The organism is Micrococcus sp. KRD026 (assembly GCF_017168445.1).
Classification (GTDB): Bacteria; Actinomycetota; Actinomycetes; order Actinomycetales; family Micrococcaceae; genus Micrococcus; species Micrococcus luteus.
The window spans coordinates 27,532-48,742 of the sequence record NZ_JABFBA010000015.1 but is presented as its reverse complement, the minus strand read 5'-3'; the positions used below and the strand labels follow the sequence as shown (position 1 = coordinate 48,742).

17 protein-coding genes and 2 riboswitches are annotated in these 21,211 nt (G+C 74.4%); of the genes, 7 read left to right on the top strand and 10 right to left on the bottom strand.

Features of this window, described 5'->3' with window-relative positions; translation table 11 throughout:
* From J1M40_RS12890 to J1M40_RS05845, 3 genes are all read right to left on the bottom strand, one after another.
* Nucleotides 1–1,754, bottom strand: a 1,754-nt coding sequence (locus J1M40_RS12890; protein WP_206450569.1) for a carboxyltransferase domain-containing protein, incomplete at its 3' end; no start/stop codon positions are given.
* A complete protein-coding gene (locus tag J1M40_RS05850; protein WP_036338774.1) occupies nucleotides 1,751–2,518 on the bottom strand; it encodes a LamB/YcsF family protein in 768 nt (255 codons plus the stop codon). The genes J1M40_RS12890 and J1M40_RS05850, both read right to left, overlap by 4 nt.
* 200 nt (nucleotides 2,519–2,718) lie before the next feature.
* The gene (locus J1M40_RS05845) at nucleotides 2,719–3,870 is read right to left on the bottom strand and encodes a glutathione S-transferase family protein (protein WP_206450568.1); all 1,152 of its coding nucleotides are present in this window, start codon (nucleotides 3,868–3,870) and stop codon (nucleotides 2,719–2,721) included.
* A 12-nt stretch (nucleotides 3,871–3,882) separates the two neighbouring features.
* Between J1M40_RS05845 and J1M40_RS05840 the strand changes: the two genes are divergently transcribed.
* Nucleotides 3,883–4,698 (top strand): MBL fold metallo-hydrolase, encoded by an 816-nt coding sequence (locus J1M40_RS05840; protein WP_070708537.1) that lies wholly within the window; start codon nucleotides 3,883–3,885, stop codon nucleotides 4,696–4,698.
* A gap of 73 nt (nucleotides 4,699–4,771) precedes the next feature.
* The gene (locus J1M40_RS05835) at nucleotides 4,772–5,308 is read left to right on the top strand and encodes a universal stress protein (RefSeq protein WP_060774870.1); all 537 of its coding nucleotides are present in this window, start codon (nucleotides 4,772–4,774) and stop codon (nucleotides 5,306–5,308) included.
* A gap of 16 nt (nucleotides 5,309–5,324) precedes the next feature.
* Here J1M40_RS05835 and J1M40_RS05830 read toward each other — a convergent pair whose 3' ends face one another.
* Entirely contained in the window at nucleotides 5,325–6,902 is a 1,578-nt protein-coding gene (locus J1M40_RS05830; protein ID WP_161787802.1) for a mechanosensitive ion channel family protein, read from the bottom strand.
* Between the two features lie 134 nt (nucleotides 6,903–7,036).
* Between J1M40_RS05830 and hisD the strand changes: the two genes are divergently transcribed.
* On the top strand, nucleotides 7,037–8,353 hold the full coding sequence (gene hisD / locus J1M40_RS05825) for a histidinol dehydrogenase (protein WP_070709126.1): 1,317 nt from the start codon (nucleotides 7,037–7,039) through the stop codon (nucleotides 8,351–8,353).
* A gap of 10 nt (nucleotides 8,354–8,363) precedes the next feature.
* Nucleotides 8,364–8,732 carry an RNA-binding S4 domain-containing protein gene (locus J1M40_RS05820; protein ID WP_002855797.1) on the top strand — a complete coding sequence of 123 codons (369 nt, stop codon included), beginning with the start codon at nucleotides 8,364–8,366 and terminating at the stop codon, nucleotides 8,730–8,732.
* Between the two features lie 47 nt (nucleotides 8,733–8,779).
* On the opposite strand, the gene J1M40_RS12675 is transcribed toward J1M40_RS05820, so the two are convergent.
* Nucleotides 8,780–9,394, bottom strand: coding sequence for a hypothetical protein (locus J1M40_RS12675; protein ID WP_241252118.1), 615 nt, complete (start codon nucleotides 9,392–9,394; stop codon nucleotides 8,780–8,782).
* A gap of 196 nt (nucleotides 9,395–9,590) precedes the next feature.
* Nucleotides 9,591–9,710, top strand: a riboswitch (SAM riboswitch).
* Between the two features lie 73 nt (nucleotides 9,711–9,783).
* Here J1M40_RS12675 and J1M40_RS05810 point away from each other — a divergent pair.
* Nucleotides 9,784–10,308 (top strand): flavin reductase family protein, encoded by a 525-nt coding sequence (locus J1M40_RS05810; protein ID WP_070709121.1) that lies wholly within the window; start codon nucleotides 9,784–9,786, stop codon nucleotides 10,306–10,308.
* 238 nt (nucleotides 10,309–10,546) lie between these two features.
* On the top strand, nucleotides 10,547–10,750 hold the full coding sequence (locus tag J1M40_RS05805; RefSeq protein WP_010080175.1) for a cold-shock protein: 204 nt from the start codon (nucleotides 10,547–10,549) through the stop codon (nucleotides 10,748–10,750).
* A gap of 210 nt (nucleotides 10,751–10,960) precedes the next feature.
* On the opposite strand, the gene J1M40_RS05800 is transcribed toward J1M40_RS05805, so the two are convergent.
* From J1M40_RS05800 to J1M40_RS05785, 4 genes are all read right to left on the bottom strand, one after another.
* The gene (locus J1M40_RS05800) at nucleotides 10,961–12,181 is read right to left on the bottom strand and encodes an MFS transporter (RefSeq protein WP_041102662.1); all 1,221 of its coding nucleotides are present in this window, start codon (nucleotides 12,179–12,181) and stop codon (nucleotides 10,961–10,963) included.
* Nucleotides 12,182–12,297: 116 nt separating this feature from the next.
* Nucleotides 12,298–14,310, bottom strand: a complete 2,013-nt coding sequence (locus J1M40_RS05795; protein WP_070709275.1) for an FMN-binding glutamate synthase family protein — start codon at nucleotides 14,308–14,310, stop codon at nucleotides 12,298–12,300.
* A 13-nt stretch (nucleotides 14,311–14,323) separates the two neighbouring features.
* Nucleotides 14,324–14,905, bottom strand: coding sequence for a thioesterase family protein (locus J1M40_RS05790; RefSeq protein WP_036316171.1), 582 nt, complete (start codon nucleotides 14,903–14,905; stop codon nucleotides 14,324–14,326).
* A 19-nt stretch (nucleotides 14,906–14,924) separates the two neighbouring features.
* Nucleotides 14,925–18,569: a bifunctional proline dehydrogenase/L-glutamate gamma-semialdehyde dehydrogenase gene (locus J1M40_RS05785; RefSeq protein WP_144818534.1), complete on the bottom strand. Its 3,645-nt coding sequence runs from the start codon at nucleotides 18,567–18,569 to the stop codon at nucleotides 14,925–14,927.
* A 129-nt stretch (nucleotides 18,570–18,698) separates the two neighbouring features.
* Here J1M40_RS05785 and J1M40_RS05780 point away from each other — a divergent pair, with 129 nt between their 5' ends.
* Nucleotides 18,699–19,748, top strand: coding sequence for an agmatine deiminase family protein (locus tag J1M40_RS05780; protein WP_144818535.1), 1,050 nt, complete (start codon nucleotides 18,699–18,701; stop codon nucleotides 19,746–19,748).
* On the opposite strand, the gene J1M40_RS05775 is transcribed toward J1M40_RS05780, so the two are convergent.
* Entirely contained in the window at nucleotides 19,714–21,000 is a 1,287-nt protein-coding gene (locus J1M40_RS05775) for an AI-2E family transporter (protein ID WP_070709259.1), read from the bottom strand. The two genes, J1M40_RS05780 and J1M40_RS05775, sit on opposite strands and share 35 nt — an antisense overlap.
* Before the next feature lie 46 nt (nucleotides 21,001–21,046).
* A riboswitch (TPP riboswitch) is annotated at nucleotides 21,047–21,152 on the top strand.
* The last annotated feature ends 59 nt before the right edge of the window (nucleotides 21,153–21,211 follow it).

The window sequence follows — 21,211 nt, the reverse complement described above, 5'->3', positions numbered from 1 at the left end:
GGGGTCTCCTCGGAGGGCGATGCGGAGTCGACGACGGTCTCGGCGCCGGGGCGGGGATGGGGGACGAAGCGGACGCGGGCGCCCGGCGGCAGCTGGGCCGCCAGGCTGAGGTCCGCGCGGGCCACGACGCCGATCACCGGGTAGCCGCCGGTGACCGGATGGTCGGAGAGGAACAGGACGGGCTCACCCGAGGGCGGCACCTGCAGCGCGCCGCGCACGGCGCCCTCGGACTTCAGCTCACCTTCGCGCACGCGCTCGAGCGGTGCGCCGTCGTCGGGGGCCGTGAGGCGCACCCCGATCCGGTCGGTCTGCTGGCTCACGTCCCAGACCTGCGTGAACAGCCGCTCCAGGCCCGCCTCGCCGAACCAGTCGTCGCGGGGGCCGGGGACCACGCGCAGCACGGCCACCTGGCCGGGCGCGGGCATGGGGCGCAGCGAGGTCTCCGGGTCCCCCACCGTCGCGACGCCGGCCTCCGCCGAGGCGGGGGCGCCGGCGGCGGTCGGGCTCGCGGCGGAGGCGCCGGCGGCGCCCCTCGCATCCGGGCCGACGCGGCGGGCGAGGCGGTCCCCCGCCGTCAGCGGGGCGGGGCCGAGCCCGGACAGGGTGTCGGTCGAGCGGCTGCCGAGCACGGGCGGCACGTCGATCCCGCCCCGGAGGCCCACGTACACGCGCAGGCCGCCGACCGGCTCGTCCACCGTCAGCGTCTGGCCGTCCAGCACGACGAACGGCGTGCGGGCGGGCACCCGGCGCGTGGCGCCGTCGGCCGCGGTGATCGTCCCGCCGGCCTCGGCGCCGGCCAGGGCCATCACCTGGTGGCCGTGCGCGGTGAGGGTGAGGCCGCCCAGGGCGGTCTCCAGCACCGCCTCGCGTGAGCGGTTGCCCACGAGCCGGTTCGCCTGGCGCGCCGCGTCCCGATCGGCCGCGCCGGACACGACGACGCCGAGGTCGCCCAGGCCCGGGCGGCCCAGGTCCTGGACCAGGGTCAGGAGCCCCGGGTCCACGACGGTGACGCCGCGGCGGCCGGCCACGGACGGGAGGCCGGCCGCGGCGTCGGCGGGCGGGGTGGCGTCGACCGCCGCGTCCGTGCCGGAGGTGACGGACGCCGTCGGGCGCACGGGGACGTAGCGGACACGGTCGCCGGGCTGCAGCAGGGCGGGCTGCTCGCGGCCGAGGTCCCACAGGGCCGCGGTGGTGTGCCCCAGCAGCTGCCAGCCGCCGGGCGAGGTGCGCGGGTAGACGGCAGAGAAGGCCCCGGCGACGGCGACGGCGCCCGCGGGGACGGCCGTGCGGGGCGAGCTGCGGCGGGGCGCCTCGAACGGGGCCGCCTCGGAGGCGCAGTACATGAACCCCGGCGCGAAGCCGCCGAACGCGGCGAACCAGTCGGCCTCGCTGTGGGCCCGGATGACGCCGTCGACGCCGAGCCCGGTGAGCCGGCCGACCTCGGCGAGGTCCTCACCGTCGTAGACCACGGGGATCTCGACGACGCGGCCCCCCGTCAGCTCACCGGCGTCGGGGGTGAGAGTGCTGACCCGCGGTGCGGCGTGCTCGGCGGCGGCCTGCGAGGTGAAGGTCACCAGGACGGTCGCGGCGGCGGCCATGACCTGGCGCTGGCCGCGCTCCGGGTGGGCCGTGAGGTGGGCGTGGACGGCCATGACGTCCTCGAGCGAGGCGCACTCGACGAGGAAGCCCTGGGTGCCGACCCAGCGGATCGGGCGGGCCGGCGGCTCGGCGGCGGGGTGATGTGGGGCGCTCATGCGAAGGCCTTGATGGCCACGCCCGCGCCCTCGAGCGCGCGGCGCACGGCCGCGGCCATGGCCACGGCGCCGGGCGTGTCGCCGTGCAGGCAGATGCTCTCGGCGTCGACGCGCACGTCCGTGCCGTCCACCGCCGCGACGACGCCCTCGGTTGCCAGGCGCACCATGCGGGCGGCGACGTCGTCCTCGTCGTGGAGGACCGCGCCGGGCTCGCGGCGGGAGACGAGCGTGCCGTCCGGGTTGTAACCGCGGTCCGCGAAGGCCTCGGCGACGCCGCGCAGCCCCGCGGCGGCCGCCTTGTCCAGGGCGACGGAGCCGGGCAGGAGCAGCAGCGGGAGGTCGGAGCCGAACGCCTTGACGCCGTCGACGACGGCCTGGGCGTGCGCCTCGTGACGGACGATCGTGTTGTAGAGGGCGCCGTGCGGCTTCACGTAGCGGACCTGGCCGCCGGCCGCGCGGGCGAGCGCGTCGAGGGCGCCGATCTGGTAGAGGACGTCATCGGCCAGCTCGGTGGGCGTGCAGTCCAGGAAGCGGCGGCCGAATCCGGCGAGGTCGCGGTAGCCCACGTGCGCGCCGATCGTGACGCCGGCGGCGACCGCGTCACGGCAGGTCTGGGCGATCCCCGAGGGATCGCCCGCGTGGAAGCCGCACGCGACGTTGGCGGAGGAGACGGAGGGCATGATGGCGGCGTCGTCCCCCATCGTCCACGAGCCGAAGGACTCGCCGACGTCGGAGTTCAGGTCGATCTGCGGCGCGTGAGACACAGTGCAGTCCTCTCGGATCGGGCCCGGCTGAGGTGCCGGTCACACAATCTTGAGGCATGAGGGATGATTGTTCAACAATCCCCGGCGCGCCTCCCTGGCGCCCACCCGCACCGCATGCCAACGCGGGTTGAGTTGTCGCGGGTGTCCCAGCCCGGGACCCGCGACAACTCAACCCGCGTTGCGGACCGGGCCGAGCGGCCTCACCGCAGCGGCGTGTGCTCCGGGTCCACGCGCTCGCCCTCGCGCACGGGCCCGGGTGCGGTGCCGCCGCCCCACGGGTCCCCGCCGAACGCCTCACGCCCGTGCTCGCTCAGCCAGCTCGCCAGCTCCGGGCCCGCGGGCACGATGCCCGTCGGGTTGATGTCCTCGTGCACCACGTAGTAGTGCTCCTTGATCTGCACGAAGTCGATCGTGTCGCCGAAGCCCGGGGTCTGGAACAGGTCGCGCGCGTAGCCCCACAGCGCCGGCATCTCGGTCAGCCTGTTCCGGTTGCACTTGAAGTGCCCGTGGTACACGGGGTCGAACCGCACGAGCGTGGTGAACAGCCGCACGTCGGCCTCGGTGATCCGCTCCCCCATCAGGAAACGGCGCGTCGACAGGCGCTCCTCGAGCCAGTCCATCGCGGCCCACAGCCGCTCGTACGCGGCGTCGTACGCCTCCTGCGAGCCCGCGAAGCCGCACCGGTACACGCCGTTGTTCACCTCGGTGAACACGCGCTCGATCACCTCGAACATCTCGTCCCGCTCCGGCCCGGCGTCGGGGATCAGCTGCGGGGCGCCGTCGCGGTGGAACGCGGTCCACTCCGTCGAGAGGTCGAGGGTGATCTGCGGGTAGTCGTTGGTCACGACGCCGCCCGTCGGCACGTCCACGATCGCCGGCACCGTGATGCCCCGCGGGTAGTCCGGGAACCGCGTGAAGTAGTTCTCCTGGAGCCGCTCGGTGCCCAGCACGGGGTCCTTCCCGCCCTCGTCGAGGTCGAAGGTCCAGGACCGCTCGTCGTGGGTCGGCCCCGGGGTGCCCAGCGAGATCGCGTCCTCCAGGCCGAGCAGGCGCCGCACGATGATCGTCCGGTTCGCCCACGGGCACGCCCGCGCCGCCACGAGCCGGTAGCGGCCCGCCTCGACGGGCCACGCCTCGGCCCCCTCGGTGAGCCCGCCGCCCACGCGGCCGACCGTGGACGGCTCGGCCACGGGCAGGGCCCGCACGGCCTCCGGATCCGCCACGATCCGGTCCGCGATGTAGTTCGTGTCCCGCGTGAACTCCGCCCCGGACTGCACGTAGTTGCCCGTGAACCCCTCGCGCGTGTCGATGGTGCCGCGGTCCGCGGCCTGGCCGGTCTGCTGGTTCTCCATACACTCGAGCCTATGACGACGACCACCGCCACGCCCGGCCCCACGCCCGCCCCGCTGGTGCGCTGCGTGACCGCCCAGAACCCCTCCCCGATGACCCTCGCGGGCACCAACACGTACGTGGTCGCCGCACCGGACTCGGACGCGGCCGTCGTGGTGGACCCGGGTCCGGAGGACGACGTCGCCGCCCACCTCGAGCGCGTCCGTGCGGCGGCCGAGGGGCGCCGGATCGCGCTCATCCTGGTGACGCACCGGCACGCCGACCACACCGGCGGGGTGGACGCCTTCCACGCGGCCACGGGCGCCCCCGTGCGCGCCGCGGACCCGGACTGGTGCCGCGGCGGGGCCGCCGTCCTGACGCCGGACGAACGGATCGACGCCGCCGGCACCCCGATGCTGGCGTGGCACACCCCGGGCCACACCTCGGACTCCTACTCGTTCGCCGTCCCGGACGCGGGCGCGCACGGCGCGGTCATCACGGGCGACACCATCCTCGGCTCGGGCACCACCATGCTCGACCACCCGGACGGCACCCTCACCGACTACCTGGCCAGCCTGCGCCGCCTCGAGGCGGCGGGCCCGCTCACGGTGCTGCCCGCGCACGGGCCCGTGCCGGGGCCGCTGGACGTCGTCGCCCGCGACTACCGGCACCACCGCGAGGGCCGCCTGGAGCAGATCCGCGCCGCCCTGGCCGCGCTGCCCGAGACCGAGGCGGCGACGATCACGCCCGAGGACCTGGCCCCGCGCATCTACCCCGGCCTCACCGGCACCGTGGCCCGCGTGGCCGTCCAGACGGTGGCCGCGCACCTGCGCCACCTGCGCGAGGGCTGAGCCCCTCCGCCGCGGGCCCGGCCCGCACTACGCTGACCTCAGACCCGTCCCCTCGACCCCGCGGAGGCACCCCATGACCATCCTCGTCGGCTACGCCCCCTCGAAGGCCGCGGACGCCGCTCTGGACACCGCCCTGGACATCGCCCGCTCCACCGGCGAGCACGTGGTGGTGGTCAATGCGGGCCCCGGCGGCGAGCACCGCACCAAGTCCCTCGTCACGGAGGAGCAGCAGCGCGGCGTGCAGGCCCGGTTGGACGCCTCCGGCGTGACGGCCGAGTTCCGCCAGTACGCGCGCGGCCGGTCCACGGTGGAGGAGATGAAGGACGTGGCCGCGGAGCTGGACCCGTCCATCGTGGTCATCGGCGTGCGCCGCCGCGGCGGCTTCGGCCGGTTCGTCATGGGATCGGTCTCGGACGAGCTGCTGCAGGAGATCGATCAGCCCGTGCTGTGCGTGAAGGAGTACCGGCAGTACGGGGACCACACGCCCGAGGCCGTGAGCCACGTCGCCGAGACGGACCCGGCCACCCACGGCCTGCCCGCGTCCGAGCCGATGGCCGAGCGGCGTCGGCTCACGCCCGTCGATCCCGGGGACCCGACGCTCGAGCGCTGAGCGCTCCCGCCGGGCCTCAGTCCTCGTCGTCCTGACGGCGGCGCGTGACGGCGTCGTCGAGGAGGCCGTCCGCGTGGGAGCCGGCGCCGCTGCGCCGCCCGGCCTCGTCCGCCGCCGCGGCCTCCGCCGCCTGCTTGGCCCGCTGGGCGCGCCGCTCGGCGAACGCCTCCTCGCCCGGGCCGGCGAGTTCGCGGTTGCGCTGCACCGCCGTCATCGAGCCGGTGTACAGGCCGGAGTGGTCGCCCACGCGGGTCAGCGGTGTGGTGAGGGTGTCCGGGCGCGGATCGGCGCCGTCGACGCGCGGCAGCGGCGCGGTGTGCGGGCGCGGCTCGCGGGCCGCCACCCCGGAGCCGTCCGGGCCCGGCTCACCCGTCCGGTCGCCACCGCGGGCCCCCGCGTCGGAGCCTTCGGAGGCGGGCGCCGCGTCGTCGTGGGCGGGGTGCCGGACCACCATGCGCTGCACCACGATGCCCTCGGGGTGCTCGTGGCGCAGGAAGGCCACGAGGTCCTCGCGCACGAGGCAGCGCAGGTCCCAGAGGTCGCCGGAGTTGCGGGCGGAGACCACGGCGCGGATGCGCACGACGCCGCCGGTCGCGTCGGTCACCTGCAGCGCGTGTTCGCGTCCGTCCCACAGGTCCGTGGACTCGAGCAGCTGGGTGAGTCGTGCGCGCAGCACGTCCATGGGCACGCGCCAGTCCACGTCCAGCTCCACGACGCCGGAGACCTCGGTGCCCACCCGCGTCCAGTTCTCGAACGGCTGGGTGGTGAAGTGCGAGGACGGGTAGACCATGCGGCGACCGTCCCAGAGCTTGAGCACCACGTTGGACAGGGTGATCTCCTCGACGGTGCCGAACACGCCCTCCATGTCCACCACGTCGCCCACCCGGATCGCGTCCGTGAAGGCGAGCTGGAAGCCGGCGAACACGTTGGTCAGCGTGGACTGCACGGCCAGGCCGGCGATCACCGAGATCACACCGGCGGAGGCGAGCAGACCGGCCCCGAGCGAGCGCACCTCGGGCACCCCCAGCAGGACCACGGCGACGGCCACCACCACGATCACCGCGTTGAGGATGCGCCGGATCAGGATGGTCTGCGTCCGGATGCGTCGCTCGCGGCGGTGCTCGACGCTGGTCTCCTGGTAGCGGCCGAGGATCCCCTTCTCGATCACGCCGACCAGGCGCCACGCGGCCCATGCGACCGCCGCGGCCACGGCGATGAGCAAGAGGAACGACGCCGGCCGGTACCAGGTCTGCTCCTCGGCCATGACCCCGAGCCAGATCCGGGAGGCCAGCAGGCCGGCGGCGACGGCGGCCGGCAGGCTCAGCCGGGCGGCGCCGTGCTGGAACGCGGGGCGGCGCACGAGCACGACGCGTGCCACCTGCAGGGCCAGGTACACGACCGCCGCGCCGATCGCGAACGCCATCAGCACGGTCAGCAGCGTCCCCCATTCCACGCCGAAGGCCCGGGTGGTGGCGGCCGCCCCGTCCTGGATGTCCCCCTCCACCCCGGTCGGCACGGTCTCGCCCGCCAGGAGGCGGTCCAGGGCGGTCAGCAGGGGCGGGGTCGCGAGGGCGGGCAGGACGGGGAGGACCATGACGACAGTCTGACACCCGCCCCCGGACGCGCCCCGGAGAAGAGCACAATGGAGCCTGACCGTCCGCGCGGTCCGGGCCCGGCCGTCGTCGTGCCCCGTCCCGCCGGCCCGCCGCCGCCCCTCTGGAGGAATCCGTGCTCTCCGTCACCGACCTGCGCCCGCTCGACACCGCCACCGCGGACCTGTCCCGCATCATCCCGCGGGCGAACGTGGACGTGTCCTCCGTGGTGCCGGTGGTCGCCCCGATCATCGAGCAGGTCCGCCACGGTGGCGAGCAGACCCTGCTGGAGCTGGCCGAGCGGTTCGACGGCGTCCGTCCGCCCGCCCTGCGCGTGCCCGCGGAGGCGCTCGAGGCCGCCCTGGCCGGGCTCGACCCGCGGGTGCGCGCGGCGCTGGAGGAGTCGATCCGCCGGGCCCGGCTCGTGCACGCCGCCCAGCACCCCCAGGACTCGACGGTCGAGCTGGGCGAGGGCGCCGTCGTCGAGAACCACTGGCTCCCCGTGGGCCGCGTGGGCCTGTACGTGCCCGGCGGCCGCGCCGTGTACCCCTCCTCGGTGGTGATGAACGTGGTGCCCGCGCAGGCGGCCGGCGTGGGGAGCCTCGCGGTGACCTCGCCCCCGCAGCGGGACCACGGCGGCCTGCCCCACCCCACCGTGCTCGCCGCGTGCGCGCTGCTGGGTGTGGACGAGGTCTACGCGGCCGGCGGCGCCCAGGCCGTGGCCATGCTGGCGCACGGCGTCCAGGACGACGACGGCGGGTGGCTCTGCGCGCCCGTCGACCTGGTGACGGGGCCCGGCAACGTGTACGTGGCCGCCGCGAAGCGCGCGCTGCAGGGCGTGATCGGCGTGGACGCCGAGGCCGGGCCGAGCGAGATCGCCGTGATCGCGGACGGCACCGCCCGCGCCGACTGGGTGGCCGCGGACCTGATCAGCCAGGCCGAGCACGACCCGCTGGCCGCCTCCGTGCTCATCACCGATTCCGAGGACCTGCTCCGGGACGTGCAGGCGGCGATCGAGGCGCAGGTGCCCGGGGCGTTCCACGAGGATCAGATCCGCGAGGCCCTCACCGGCCCCCAGTCTGGCGTGCTGCTGGTGCGGGACATGGACCAGGCCGTGGAGGTCTCCGACCGCTACGCCACCGAGCACCTCGAGATCCAGACGCGCGACCCCGAGGCCCTCGTGGGGCGCATCCGCAACGCCGGCGCCGTGTTCGTGGGCCCGCACGCCCCCGTGCCGCTGGGCGACTACTCGGCCGGGTCCAACCATGTGCTCCCCACCTCGGGGACGGCCCGGCACTCCTCCGGTCTGAACACGGTGACGTTCCTGCGCCTGCAGCAGCGCATCCGCTACACGGAGACCGGGCTCGAGGAGGTCGCGGACGGGATCGGCGTGCTGGCCGAGGACGAGCGCCTGCCCGCGCACGGCGCCGCGATCCGCGCCCGCTTCGCGTGAGGGGGCGGGCGTGAGCGGCGTCCGCATCGACGCGTGGCTGTGGGCCGTGCGGCTGTACAAGACCAGGTCCGCCGCGACGGCGGCGGTGCGCGCAGGCCACGTGCGCATCGACGGCGAGCCCGTGAAGGCGGCGACGCCCGTCGTCGTCGGGAACCGGGTGCGGGTGCGCCAGGACGGACGCGAGCGGATCCTCGAGGTCACGGGGCTGATCGCCAAGCGGGTGGGTGCCCCCGTGGCCCGGCAGCAGTACGTGGACCACTCCCCGCCGCCCGTGCCGCGTGAGCTGCTCGCGGTGCCGTACCGCGAGCGGGGCGCGGGCCGGCCCACCAAACGGGACCGCCGGCAGCTGGACGCGCTGCGCGGCCGCGACCGACGCTGAGCGACTCAGTCCTCCCCGCGCCGTCATCCGCCGTCGTGATGGCGGCCTCATGCGGAGGGTGCGGTCAGCACCATCCGGAACGGCTTGTCGTTGTCCACCGTGACGGTGAACGTCATCGGCCCCGCCTCATCCACGGGGGGAGTCGCCGCCGACCAGCCGCCGCACAGCGCCTCCGATCCGGCCATCCAGGTCTTCGTTCCCCCGCCACCCCGTGAGGTCAGGATCTCCGTCTCACCGGTGGCATCCGAAGGACACAGCACGATGACCCGAAGGACCGCACCCTGTTGAGCGTCCACGGTGATCTGTTGTGTGCCCGTCCCGACCGCCTCCTCCAGGACGGACTCCTTCTCCGGGTCGAGATGGTCCGCATCCGGATGCCGGCGCGTGTACTCGACCAACGTCATCCCGTCCTCCTCGAACAGCGCGGCGGGGAGTGCTTCTTCACCGGCGGGTGACGACGCGGACGAACCGGTGGCGGAGGCCGACCGGGTTGCCGAGGGGGCCGCTGACGTCGGGGTGACGGAGGACGCCGCAGCGGTGGAGGCCTTCGCGGTGGAGGAGACGCTGCCCGGGGAAGCGGAGCATCCCGAGATGGCGGTGCCGAGGAGAGCCGCGACGACCACGGCGGCCGACAATGCCGCACGCTTCTTCTTGATGTCCATCCGCATGATCCGATCCCTTCCAAGAGAACCGTCTGCGGGGGCCGCGGGCCGCGGTCTCGAGCTCCCCCCCTCTCGAGTGGCTTGATCCTGACTGGGGATGCGCGGTGTGTCAAGCATCACATCGGGCAGCTCGGATGACGCCGCGCGACCGCGGCGCTTTGACCGCCCCACGGACCCCTCCGTAGGCTGACCCCAGAATCACGAGTTCCCGTCATTCACGGCCCTGGCCGGCGGGACGGCAACCCTCTCACGCAGTAGTGGGGTGCTCCAGGTGATGATTCGGCCCCTCGGACACCCCGACGGGCAAGTACCGCGCCTCCGCGGATCCGGGCGATCCGCGTTCCCGCCGTCTGCGGAGCCGCGTCAGTCATCGGAAGAGGACGCGCGCCATGACCCTGACCCACGAACCCCACACCGCCACGTGGGACACCGACCTGTCCCTCGGCAACCTCCGCTCCGGCCTCTCGGCCTTCCCCACCGGGGTCGTCGCGCTGGCAGGCCTCGCCGACGGCGTCCCCGAGGTGATGGTCTCCTCCTCCTTCGGCGTGGGCATCTCCTGGGAGCCGGCCCTCGTGTCCTTCTCCGCGCAGAACAGCTCCCGCACCTGGCCGCGCCTGCGCCGGGCCGGGGCGATCGGCGTCTCCCTGCTCGCGGCGGACCAGACGCCGCTGTGCCGCCAGCTGGCCTCCCGCGAGGGCGACCGCTTCGCCGGTCTCGACGTGCACCGCAGCCCGCACGACGCCCTGCTGTTCGGGGGCTCCTCGCTCTGGCTCGAGACGCGGGTGCACGCCGAGGTCCCGGCGGGCGACCACACGGTGGTGCTGCTGGAGGTGACGGCCTTCGCGGATCACACGGACGCCGCTCCCCCGGCCGCCCTGCACCGCAATCTCTTCCACGGCCTGCGCGCGCTCTGAGCGAACTCCAGGTGAACAATCGGGCCCCTGGTTCCCGGTCGGCGAGATCCGTGCAATGATGGAGCCTGAAGTTGATCAAGCTGTATCCCGCCATCTTCACTGCTCGTCAGCCCGGCATCGCCGGCGTCGATGAGTGTTGGGCAAGCGGTTCAGTCTCGCCGCTTCACCCGCGTCCCACATCCGGGCCGCGGTCCAACACCGCCACCGCACCGCGGGGGCACATCGAAAGGACACCATCATGGCTGTCGGTACTGTCAAGTGGTTCAACGCTGAGAAGGGCTACGGCTTCATCGCCCCCGAGGACAACTCCGCGGACGTGTTCGTGCACTTCTCCGCCATCCAGGGCAACGGCTTCAAGGAGCTCCAGGAGAACGACCGCGTCGAGTTCGAGACCCAGGACGGCCCCAAGGGCCTCCAGGCCGCCAACGTGACGAAGCTCTGATCTTCGCCTGACGCACGGCTTCCGACGCCCCCGGTCCACACGGACCGGGGGCGTCGTCGTGTGTCAGGCGTCCACGCCCCGCCGCGCACTGCGCCGCACTCCGCCGTACGCCCGTTCGACCGCGGCGCTGCGACATCACCGCAGGGCTGCACTGCGGTGATGTCGCTGAGGCGCGGTCCTCCGGGGTGGGCCTCGTCCTGGCCCTGCGCGTCAGGCCGCGCCCCGCCGACCCACGTGGCGACGCAACAGCAGCACCACGCCCAGGGCCAGCAGATACCCGGCCGCGACGACCGCGAAGCCGGCCCGGTAGTCGCCCGTGACGTCGCGCAGCAGGCCCATCAGCAGCGGGCCCAGGGCGAAGCCGGCGTACATGCCCATCGAGTTCGCCCCGGTCGCACGGCCCAGCCGCTCGGCCGGCACCTCGCTCAACAGGCCCGCGTTGATCACCACGTTGGCGCCCAGCACCGTCAGGCCGTGCACCGCGGCGCCCACCCACAGCAGGGCCGGCAGGTCCAGCAGGTCCGCGGCGAGGAACACCGCGACGCCGGCCACCGCACCCAGGCAGATCACGGCCAGCAGGGTGGTGGGCCGGTCTCCGGAGCTCATCCGCCGGCTCCACCCGATCCGGGAGAGCACCCCCACCACCCCGGACACGGCCGCCGCGGCGCCGCCGGCCACGAGCGTCATTCCCAGCGTCTCGACCGCGAAAAGCGGCAGGTAGGTGTTCGTGGCCTGCATGCCCAGGCCGGTGAGGAACGCGATCGCCGCGAAGAACCAGACCGTGGCCGGCAGGGGCGAGGTGTCCCGCCGTCGTCGCCCGCCGACGGGGCCGGTGGCCGGCGGCGGCGCCCCGGGCAGCGGCGGGGCGGCGACCAGGGCGAGCACCCAGAGCGCCCCGATGAGCACCGCGGCCCCCAGCGCGGCGCCCGTCCAGCCGAGGGCGAGGGACGCGGCCGGGAAGAACAGGCCGCCGACCAGCTGGGCCGCCTGCACGCCGGACTGCTTCACCCCGACCCACCCGATGCGCCTCTCCGGCGGCACCACGGTCCGGATGATCCGGTTCGTGGTGGGGTTGGAGATGGCCTGCGTGACGCCCGCCACGGCGGCCGCCGCGTACAGCACGGGCAGGGACGGGGCGACGGCGCCGAGCACGAGCGCCGCGGCGGTGCCGCCGAAGATGATGCTCAGCTGTGCGCGGGCGGACAGGCGGTCGGCGGCCCGGCCGAGGCCGAGCGAGGTGACGGCGGCCGCCGCGAACACGACCGTCATCACGGTGCCGAGCTGGCCCGAGGTGACGTCGAGCCGCTCCATCACGACCGTGGAGGAGGCGGAGACGCCGTAGTTGAACAGGGGCCCGGCGCCCATCGCCGCCAGCAGCACCCACAGCAGGGCCGCGGAGGGGCGGCGAGCGGCGGGGGCGGGCAGGGTCACGGCCCCAGGCTACGACCCCTCACGCGACGAGGCGGGAAATCTATCTCATGGGCGCCCGGGGGCGTCGTGTGAGGTGGATTTCCCGCCTCGAAAGCGGGGGTGACTGCGGGGGTGGGTCAGCCGACGCGGCCCTCGCCGCGGTGCTCGCCCTCGACGCGGCCGGTGGTCCCCCGCTGGGTGACCTCCTCGCCGTCCTGGCGCTCGGGCCGCTCGCCGGCCTCCGCCGGCAGGCCCTCGTTCTCGTCGGTGGGCGTCTCGCCGGCGGTGGCGGCGGGTGCCGGATCCTGCGGGGCCCGACGACGGCCGCCGTGCGGGGACAGCGACTCACCCTCACCCAACGAGCTGACGCGCGGCATCGGCGACGTCGTCAGCGGCACGGACTCGGTCTGCCGGGCGTCGACGAGCGTGGAGCCCGTCCCGGAGATGGGGGAGCCCTGCACGGGGGCGCCGGCCGCCTTGCGGCCCGGGATCAGCAGCTCGGAGCGCCACTGGGGGTCGCGCTCGGTGAGGTAGTCCACGCGGGCGTGCTCGCCGAAGTGGTCCGCGTCCGCCTCCTCCCAGTCCATGGCCCAGCCGGCGGGCGGGTCGTTGAGCAGCTCGTCCGTGCGCAGCCAGTGGTAGATGGACGCGTACGAGCGGGTGCTCAGGTGGTCCACGCGGCGGCGCAGCATGCGGGTGTTCAGCTGGGACGGATGCGTCAGGCCCATGGACGCCATGATCTGCACGGCCTCGCGCACGGTCAGGCGGTGGTAGTTGAAGACGCGGTTGCCCTTGTCCTCCACGTCGAGGGCGCGCATCAGACGCGGGTCCTGCGTGGCCACCCCCACGGGGCACTCGTTCGTGTGGCACTTCTGCGCCTGGATGCACCCGGTGGCCATCATCATCGCGCGGGCGGACATGGTGAAGTCCGCGCCCTGGATCAGACGCTTGACGATGTCCGAACCGGTGGCGACCTTGCCGGCCGCGCCGAGCTTGATCATGTGGCGCAGGCCGGTGCCCACGAGCGCGTTGTGCACGAGCATGAGGCCCTCGGTCAGCGGGGTGCCCACGCGGTCCGAGTACTCGAGCGGGGCGGCGCCGGTGCCGCCCTCGGAGCCGTCCACGATGATGAAGTCGGGGGCGATCCGCTCCTCCCAGATGGCCTTGGTCATGGCCAGCACGTCCACGCGGGAGCCCACGCAGAACTTGATGCCGATCGGCTTGCCGTCCGAGAGCTCACGGAGCTGCTCGATGAACCTGACCATCTCGCGCGGGGTGCGGAACGCGGAGTGGGACGCCGGGGACAGGCAGTCCTTGTCCATCGGGATCTCACGGGCCTCGGCGATCTCGGGGGAGATCTTCTCCTTGGGCAGCATGCCGCCCAGGCCGGGCTTCGCGCCCTGGGAGATCTTGATGGTGATGCCCTTGACCTCGGGCAGCAGCGCCTTCTCGGCGAACTTCTCCGGGCTGAAGGTGCCGTCCTCGTTGCGGCAGCCGAAGTAGCCGGAGCCGATCTCCCAGAACAGGTCCGCGCCGTTGCCGCGGTGGTACTTGGTGAGGCCGCCCTCGCCGGTCTCGTGGATGAACCCGCCCAGGCCGGCGCCCTTGTTCATGGCGATCACGGCGTTGGCGGAGAGGGAGCCGAAGGACATGGACGAGATGTTCATCAGCGAGATGTCCACGGGCCGGCGGCAGTCCGGGCCGCCGATCCGCACCGTGGGGGGCTCCTCCGGCGGGTTGACCGGGGCGGTGGAGTGCAACAGGAACTCGTAGCCGATCTCCGAGGTGTCCCGCTCGGTGCCGAACGCCTTGTGGCTGTCCAGGCCCTTCGCACGGGCGTAGACGATCGAGCGGGTGTCCCGGTCGAACGGCTTGCCGTCGAAGTTGCGCTCGATGAAGTACTGCTGGATCTCGGGGCGGATCGACTCCAGCAGATACCGCATGTGGCCGAGCACGGGGTAGTTGCGGAGGATCGCGTGCCGCTTCTGGGTCATGTCCCACACGGCGAGCACGAGCAGCGCCACCAGGAGCACCGCCAGCACCCACCACGCGCCGCCGCCGATGGCGGCCACCAGCACGACGACGAGCGCGGCCAGCGAGAGGGTCGCGACGATCAGGAGTCTGTTGTTCACCCGACCATCGTGCCCCATATCACTCGAACGTTCATCCTCGCCGCACTGTGTCGAGGTCCCACGTGTGGGGCAGGGGCGTCCGGGCCGACGGCAGGGCCACGCTGCGCCGCCACTCGTGCAGCCACTCCGGCAGCGTCGGCTCCCCCGCGAGGTCGTGGCCGGCCGCCGCCGCGATCGCCCGGACCTCGTCGTTCTCCACGGGGCGGCCGTCCTTCTTGCGCAGGCGCGTGCAGATGTACGCGCGCACCGCGACGTCGCCGTCGACCACCACGCGCTGCTCGAACCACACCGCGCGCTCATCCAGGCCGATCATCCGCGTCTCCACGTCGAACCGCTGCCCCAGGGTCACCGAGCGGCGGAACGCAATCTGCTCGGCCTGCACCACGGGCGTCCAGCCGCGACGGCGGATCTCGTCCCACAGGCCGGTGCGGACCATCGCGTCGAAGCGGCCGAGGTCGAACAGCCCGAAGTACTGGCCGTTGTTGACGTGCAGGGCCATGTCCACGTCCGTGGGCAGGGCGCGCATCGGCAGCGTCGTCGGCTCCCAGAGTCCGGCGCGCGGGCGGCGGCGGGCGCGGGCGACGACCCAGATCGTGCGGGGGATCAGATGCATCGGAGGTTCCTCCTCGGGGTCACAGGACCCCCTCGGTCAGATGGTCCGGCGTGCCGAACCGGTGGGCGGTCACGGACACGGCCTGTTCGTGCAGGAACGGCAGCAGCTCCACCTCGCCGGCGCTCACCACGGGGCCAGCGTAGACCGCCACGTCGGGGGTGTCGCCGAGCGCCGCGTGCAGCGCGCGCCGCGCCGCCTCGGCCGCCTCCCGGTCGCCGGTCCAGTCGGCGACGAGCCGGATCCGTGCGTCGCCGCCGCCCTCCGCTGCGGGCGGGATGAGGGCCAGCCGCCGGGCGCGGTCGTGGAACGCGGCGTCGTCCTCGACGACGACGTCCACCGGCGCGGACGTGCCGGCACCCTCCGTGCGGACGGACCGGACCAGCTCCTCCACCCGGCCGCGCACGGCCTCGGCCGAGAGCCCGTCCGCGTCGGGCCCCTCCGCGGTGGGGGTCGGGCGCAGGCTCACGGTCATGGGCGCCCCGGCGCGCAGGCCGGCGGAGACGATGCGCAGCAGGTGGTCGGCGGGCCCCGAGTGCCGGCGCACGAGGACCGGGGTGGGGACGTGACGCAGCACGTTCCGCTCGGCCTCGAGCGCGGAGACGTCCGTGGCCACCCCGAACACGGTGGTCCACGCGTGGGTGTCGAGGGCGCGGGCGGTCTCGAGCCAGGATGCGCCCGCACCGTCGGCCTCGGCCCCGGGCCGTCCCTCTCCCCCGGCCCACGTGGGCGCGTCCTCCCAGTCCACGAGGCCATGCAGGTAGTGCGGCCCGCCGGCCTTCGTGGTGGGGCCGACGACGGAACGCTTCCAGCCGCCGAAGGGCTGGCGGCGCACGATGGCCCCGGTGATGCCGCGGTTCACGTAGAGGTTGCCGGCGCGCACGCCGCGCAGCCACACGTCGATCTCCTCCCGGTCCAGCGAGTGCAGCCCGGAGGTGAGGCCGTAGTCCACGGCGTTCACGATCCCGATCGCCTCCTCGAGCGTCTCGGCCGTCATCACGGCCAGCACGGGGCCGAAGTACTCGGTGAGGTGGGCGTCGGCGCCGGGGCGGACGCCGGAGCGGATGCCCGGGCTCCACAGGCGACCCGTCTCGTCCAGCGGCCGCGGGCGCAGGGCCCACCGCTCCCCCGGGCCGAGCTCGGTGAGCCCGCGGCGCAGCTTCTCGCCGGGGGCCTCGATCACGGGGCCCATCTCGGCGCGCGGGTCCGCGGGGTGCGCCACGTGCAGGGACGAGGCGGCGTCCAGCAGCTGCCGGTGGAAGCGCTCGGAGGTGGCCACGGAGCCGACGAGCACCACGAGGGAGGACGCCGAGCACTTCTGGCCGGCGTGACCGAAAGCGGACTGGACCACGTCCTTCGTGGCCAGGTCCAGATCCGCGGACGGGGTCACGATCACGGCGTTCTTGCCGGAGGTCTCGGCGAGCAGGTGCAGGTCGGGGCGCATCCCCTTGAACAGCCGTGCGGTGTCCCAGCTGCCGGTGAGGATGAGCCGCTCGACGGCCGGGTCGGTCACGAGCGCCGCGCCGACCTCCGCCTCGTCCTCGTCCGCCAGCGTCACCAGGCGCACGAGGTCCGCGGGGTCGTGCCCGGCGAGCGGGCCGCGGTCGTCGAACAGCCCCGAGTCCCGCAGCCCGGCCACGATCAGCTCCCACGCGACCGCGCCCGTCCGCTCGGACTGCGGGGCCGGCTTGAACACCACGGGCGAGCCGGCCCCGAGCGCGGCGAGGACGCCCCCGACCGGGATGGCCACGGGGAAGTTCCACGGCGGGATCACCACGGTCAGGCGGACGGGCACGGCGCGAGCGCCCTCCACCGCGTCCAGGCCGCGGGCCAGGCGCGCGTAGTAGTGCGCGAAGTCCACGGCCTCGGAGACCTCGGGGTCGCCCTGGTCCAGGGTCTTGCCGGTCTCGGCGGCGGCCACCTCCAGCAGGCGGGCCCGGCCGGCGTGCAGGGCCCGTCCGACGGCGTCCAGCGCGTCGGCGCGCTCGAGGCCGGTGAGCGAGCCCCAGCGGGCGCCGGGGTCGGTGGTGGCGGCGATGGCGGCGCGGGCGTCGTCGGCCGTGGTGGCGCGGTGGGCGCGGACGGTGTCCGTCCCGAGGTCCGAGCCCGGGACGGCCGCGAGGATCCGGCGGGCCCACCCCCGGTTGCCGGGCAGCGCGGGATCCGTGTCCGGGGTGTTGGCGAAGCCGTCCACGGGGGCGGGGGTCGGCCCGTCCTCCCCGCGGGACCGGTCCTGGAGGCGGTTCGGACGGGGCACGGCCGCGTCCAGGTGGCGCAGCGAGGCGCGGAAGCGCTCCTCCTCGCGGGCGAACAGGTCCGCGTCCGCGTCCAGGTCGAACACGGCGGACATGAAGTTCTCCGGGGAGGCGCCCTCCTCGAGGCGGCGCACGAGGTAGGAGATCGCCACGTCGAACTCCTCGGGCCGCACCACGGGCGTGTAGAGCAGCAGGGCGCCGACGTCGGCCCGGACGGCGGCGGCCTGGCCGGTGGCCATGCCGAGCAGCATCTCGAACTCCACCGCGGCCGGGTCGAGGCCGCGGTGCTCGATCAGCCGGTGGGCGAGGGCGACGTCGAAGAGGTTGTGCCCGGCCACGCCGATGCGCACGTGGGCCAGATGCTCCGGGGTGAGCGCGTAGTTGAGCACGCGCTTGTAGTTGGTGTCCGCCTCCTGCTTCGAGCCCACCGTGGCCAGCGGCCAGCCCGTGAGGGAGGCCTGCATCCGCTCCATGGGCAGGTTGGCGCCCTTGACCACGCGCACCTTGACCGGGGCGCCGCCGGCGGCGACGCGGCGCGCGGCCCACTCCTGCAGGCGCACCATGGCCGCGAGCGCGTCCGGCAGGTAGGCCTGCAGCACGATGCCGGCCTCGTAGTCGCGCAGGCCCGGCTGCTCGAGCAGGGCGGTGAACACGTTGAGCGTGAGGTCGAGGTCGCGGTACTCCTCCATGTCCAGGTTGATGAAGGTGTCCCGGTCCCGGGCGAGCTCGAACAGCGGGGTGAGCCGCTCGGTGATGTCCGCGACGGCCTCGTCGAACGCGTAGGGCGCGTGCGGGGCGGTGGCGGCGGAGACCTTCACGGACACGTAGTCGACGTCGTCGCGGCGGATCAGCGCGGCGATGCCCTCGAGCCGGCGGTCCGCCTCGCCCTGACCGAGGATCGCCTCGCCCAGCAGGTTGATGTTCAGCCGGGTGTGCTCGTCGCGCAGGGCCGCGATGGCCTTGCCGAGCTGCCGGTCCCGCGCGTCGACGATCAGGTGGGAGACCATGTGCCGCAGCACGCGGCGGGCCGTGGGGACGGCGATGCGCGGCACGAGCGGGGCCGCGCGGCCGCCGACGCCGAGGACGGCGCGCAGTGCCGGGGGCAGGAAGCCGGGGGCGCGGCCGGCGAGCTCCCGCAGCGCCCGAGCGGCGATCGCGGGGTCCTCGGGGCGGACCACGTGGTCCACGAAGCGCACGATGAAGTCGAGGCCGCCCGGCTCCTTCAAGGCGCCCGCCAGCTGGCGGGCCGCGAAGTCGGCCTCATGGTCGCGGGACTCGGCGAGCCAACGCCGCACCTGCGCGACGGCGTCGTCGGCGAGGGCGTGCAGGTCGGCGGGGTCGGGGATCCCGCCGGTCGCGCCGAGGACCCGGTCGAGATCGTCGTGGTCCTGGGCGGAGAACATCGCGGTCATGGCCGCACTCTGCACGTGTTCCGGGTCACAGGTCAAACCGCCGCGGCTTCCTGTTCGACGCCTATGCTCGATGGACATCCCCTCGACGCGCCCGCGCGTCGCCGCCGTCTTCCCAGGAGCCCGTCCGCCATGGCCGCCGTCGACCCCGCCCCCACCGACGCGCGGGAGCGCCGGGACGTCGTCGTGCCCGTGCCCGGACCCGAGGATCCGCCCGAGCGGGCCTGGCTCGTCCTGCCCCACCGCCACCCGGTGCCGACGCTGCTGGAGGAGACGCGGGACGCCGTCGTGGGCCTGGCCGAGACGCTCGCCGCCGTGCTGCCGGTCACCGTGCTCGCCCACCCGCGCGACGCCGGGGCGGCGCGGCTGGTGCCCCCGGAGGTGGACCTGCTGCGCGCGCCGGTGGGCTCACCGCTGCTGGGCCGCACCGGGCCGAGCTTCGTCCGCCGCCCCGAGGGCCTGGCCGCCGTCGCCTGGCGCAGCGCCGCGGGCCTGACCGGGACCGGGCCGCTCGACGGCGCGGCCGCGACGGCCGTGGCGGAGGCGGCGGGACTGCCGCTGCTCACCCCCCTGCTGTGCGCCCCGCGCGGGGCCTGGGTGAGCGACGGCGAGGGGACGGCCGTGGTGGCCGCGGACCCCGTGCTGGACGGGCGGATCAACGGCGCGTGGACCCCCGGCCAGGTGGCCGCCGAGTTCGCCGCCCTGCTGGGGATCACCCGGGTGCTGTGGGTGCCGCCGGCACCGCGGCCGGACACCGGGCCGTGGGGCGGGCCCGGCCACCTGGCCTCGTGGGTGCGGCTGGGGGGCGACGGCGAGGCCGCCGTGCACTGGCGCGGCGACCGGTTCCACCCCGAGCACCCCTACGCGGCGGCGGCGCTGCGCTTCCTGCAGGGCGCCGACGACGCCGCCGGCCGGCCCCTGCGCGTGCGCACGGTGACCGGGGCGGCGCAGCCCGCCGCGTACGACCCGGCCGAGCGGGGCCCCCGCTCCCTCCTGGACACGCTGCCGCTGGGCGCTGCGGTGCTGCGGCCGGCGTTCGAGGACGCCGCGGGCGAGGAGGCCGCGGCCGCCGCGTGCGCGGCACTGCACCCGGGGCTGCCCCAGCTGTCGTTCCCCGCCCCGCCGCTGCTGCGGCTGGCCGGCGCGCTCAACGACCTGGTGCTGCTCCAGCCCCGCCCGTGACCTCGTCGGTCGCGGGGCCGTCGTCGTCCCCGCCGTCCGTCGGGGCGCGGTCCTCGTCTCCCCCGTGCGCGTCCGAGCGCCAGGCCGCCGGGCGCAGCCGTTCCAGGAGCGAGGACTGACGGCGCTCCATCCCCTTCAGGTCCGAGGCGATGAGCGCGTTGATCCAGCGGGCGTTCGGGTCGGCGTCGATCAGCACGGCCTTGGCCAGCAGCGTGCAGGGCAGCGCGAGGATGGCGCCGAGCGGGCCGAGGACCCAGGCCCAGAAGAGCAGGGAGAGGAAGCTGACGGTGGGGATCACGCCGATCGCGTCGCCGGCCACCTTGGGCTGGATCACGGACTGCAGCACGAAGTTCAGCACCGAGTAGCTGACCACCACCCACAGGAAGTCGGACCAGCCGCCCGCCGCCAGGCCCAGGACGGCCGGCGGCAGCAGGCCGATGATGAAGCCGATGTTCGGGATGTAGTTGGTGAGGAAGCTGAGCACGCCCCACACGAGCGCGAGCGGGACGCCGATCAGCATGAGGGCGATCACGTCCAGCACCGCCACGATCAGGCCGAACACCGTGGTGACCACCCAGTAGCGGCGCACGCCCTGGGCGAACTCGACCAGGGCGTGGCCGAACTCGTGGCGGGCGGTGCTGAGCAGGCGGACGCGGCGTTCGACGTCCATCGAGTCCATCGCGAGGAAGAACATGCCCATGATCACGGTGACGAGCAGGCCGAAGACCGCGTAGACGTTCGTGGCGATCTTCGTGATGGCGCTGACGGCCGTCCCGGTGACGGCGCTCATGTCGATCGAGGCCAGCTGCTGGGACACCATGTCCGGGGTCACGCCGCGCTCGTTGAGCCAGTGCGAGACGTCCAGGACGATCTGCTGGAAGCGGTCCGCGTACTTGGGCAGCTCCGCCACCAGCTCGAGGCCGGACCACACCATCATGCCCCCGAACACGGCCATCACCGCGACGACCAGCAGGACGGTGGTGGCGGCCCCGAGCACGGGGTGCAGGCCCCGGCGGATGAGCCAGGCCTGCAGGGGGTAGGCCACGATCACGAGGTTCAGCCCCAGGAAGACGGGCGCCGCGATGGAGGCGATCCCCTGGAAGAACTGCACCACCAGCACCAGGCCCGCGAGCGTCAGGACGATCACCAGCATGCGCGGCCACATGCGGTGGGGGCGGCGGATGTCCCAGTCGGAGGCGGGGCTGGACGAGGCGGGCGGCGGGGTCACCCCCGCGGGCTGTGCGGCGCTCACGCGGGCAGTCTATGCGCGGGCCGGACGGGGTAGGGTCGGGACCAGTCCACATCGACAGGGGAGCGCCCGCGCGGCGCTGAGAGTGCGGTCCGCCGCAGACCCTCGAACCTGCTCCGGTCCGCACCGGCGAAGGAAGTCGAGTCTCCCGGTCGACGTCGTCCCGGGATTCCGGTGGCGGCCTCGTCCCGGCCCCTCTGCCGTCCCAGAGGAG

Coding starts and splice junctions, on each gene's coding strand:
- J1M40_RS05845 (WP_206450568.1), bottom strand. CDS start 3,870: ATGGAGAACCAGCAGACCGGCCAGGCCGCGGACCGCGGCACCATCGAC.
- J1M40_RS05840 (WP_070708537.1), top strand. CDS start 3,883: ATGACGACGACCACCGCCACGCCCGGCCCCACGCCCGCCCCGCTGGTG.
- J1M40_RS05835 (WP_060774870.1), top strand. CDS start 4,772: ATGACCATCCTCGTCGGCTACGCCCCCTCGAAGGCCGCGGACGCCGCT.
- J1M40_RS05830 (WP_161787802.1), bottom strand. CDS start 6,902: ATGGTCCTCCCCGTCCTGCCCGCCCTCGCGACCCCGCCCCTGCTGACC.
- J1M40_RS12675 (WP_241252118.1), bottom strand. CDS start 9,394: ATGGACATCAAGAAGAAGCGTGCGGCATTGTCGGCCGCCGTGGTCGTC.
- J1M40_RS05810 (WP_070709121.1), top strand. CDS start 9,784: ATGACCCTGACCCACGAACCCCACACCGCCACGTGGGACACCGACCTG.
- J1M40_RS05805 (WP_010080175.1), top strand. CDS start 10,547: ATGGCTGTCGGTACTGTCAAGTGGTTCAACGCTGAGAAGGGCTACGGC.
- J1M40_RS05795 (WP_070709275.1), bottom strand. CDS start 14,310: ATGGGGCACGATGGTCGGGTGAACAACAGACTCCTGATCGTCGCGACC.
- J1M40_RS05790 (WP_036316171.1), bottom strand. CDS start 14,905: ATGCATCTGATCCCCCGCACGATCTGGGTCGTCGCCCGCGCCCGCCGC.
- J1M40_RS05785 (WP_144818534.1), bottom strand. CDS start 18,569: ATGACCGCGATGTTCTCCGCCCAGGACCACGACGATCTCGACCGGGTC.
- J1M40_RS05780 (WP_144818535.1), top strand. CDS start 18,699: ATGGCCGCCGTCGACCCCGCCCCCACCGACGCGCGGGAGCGCCGGGAC.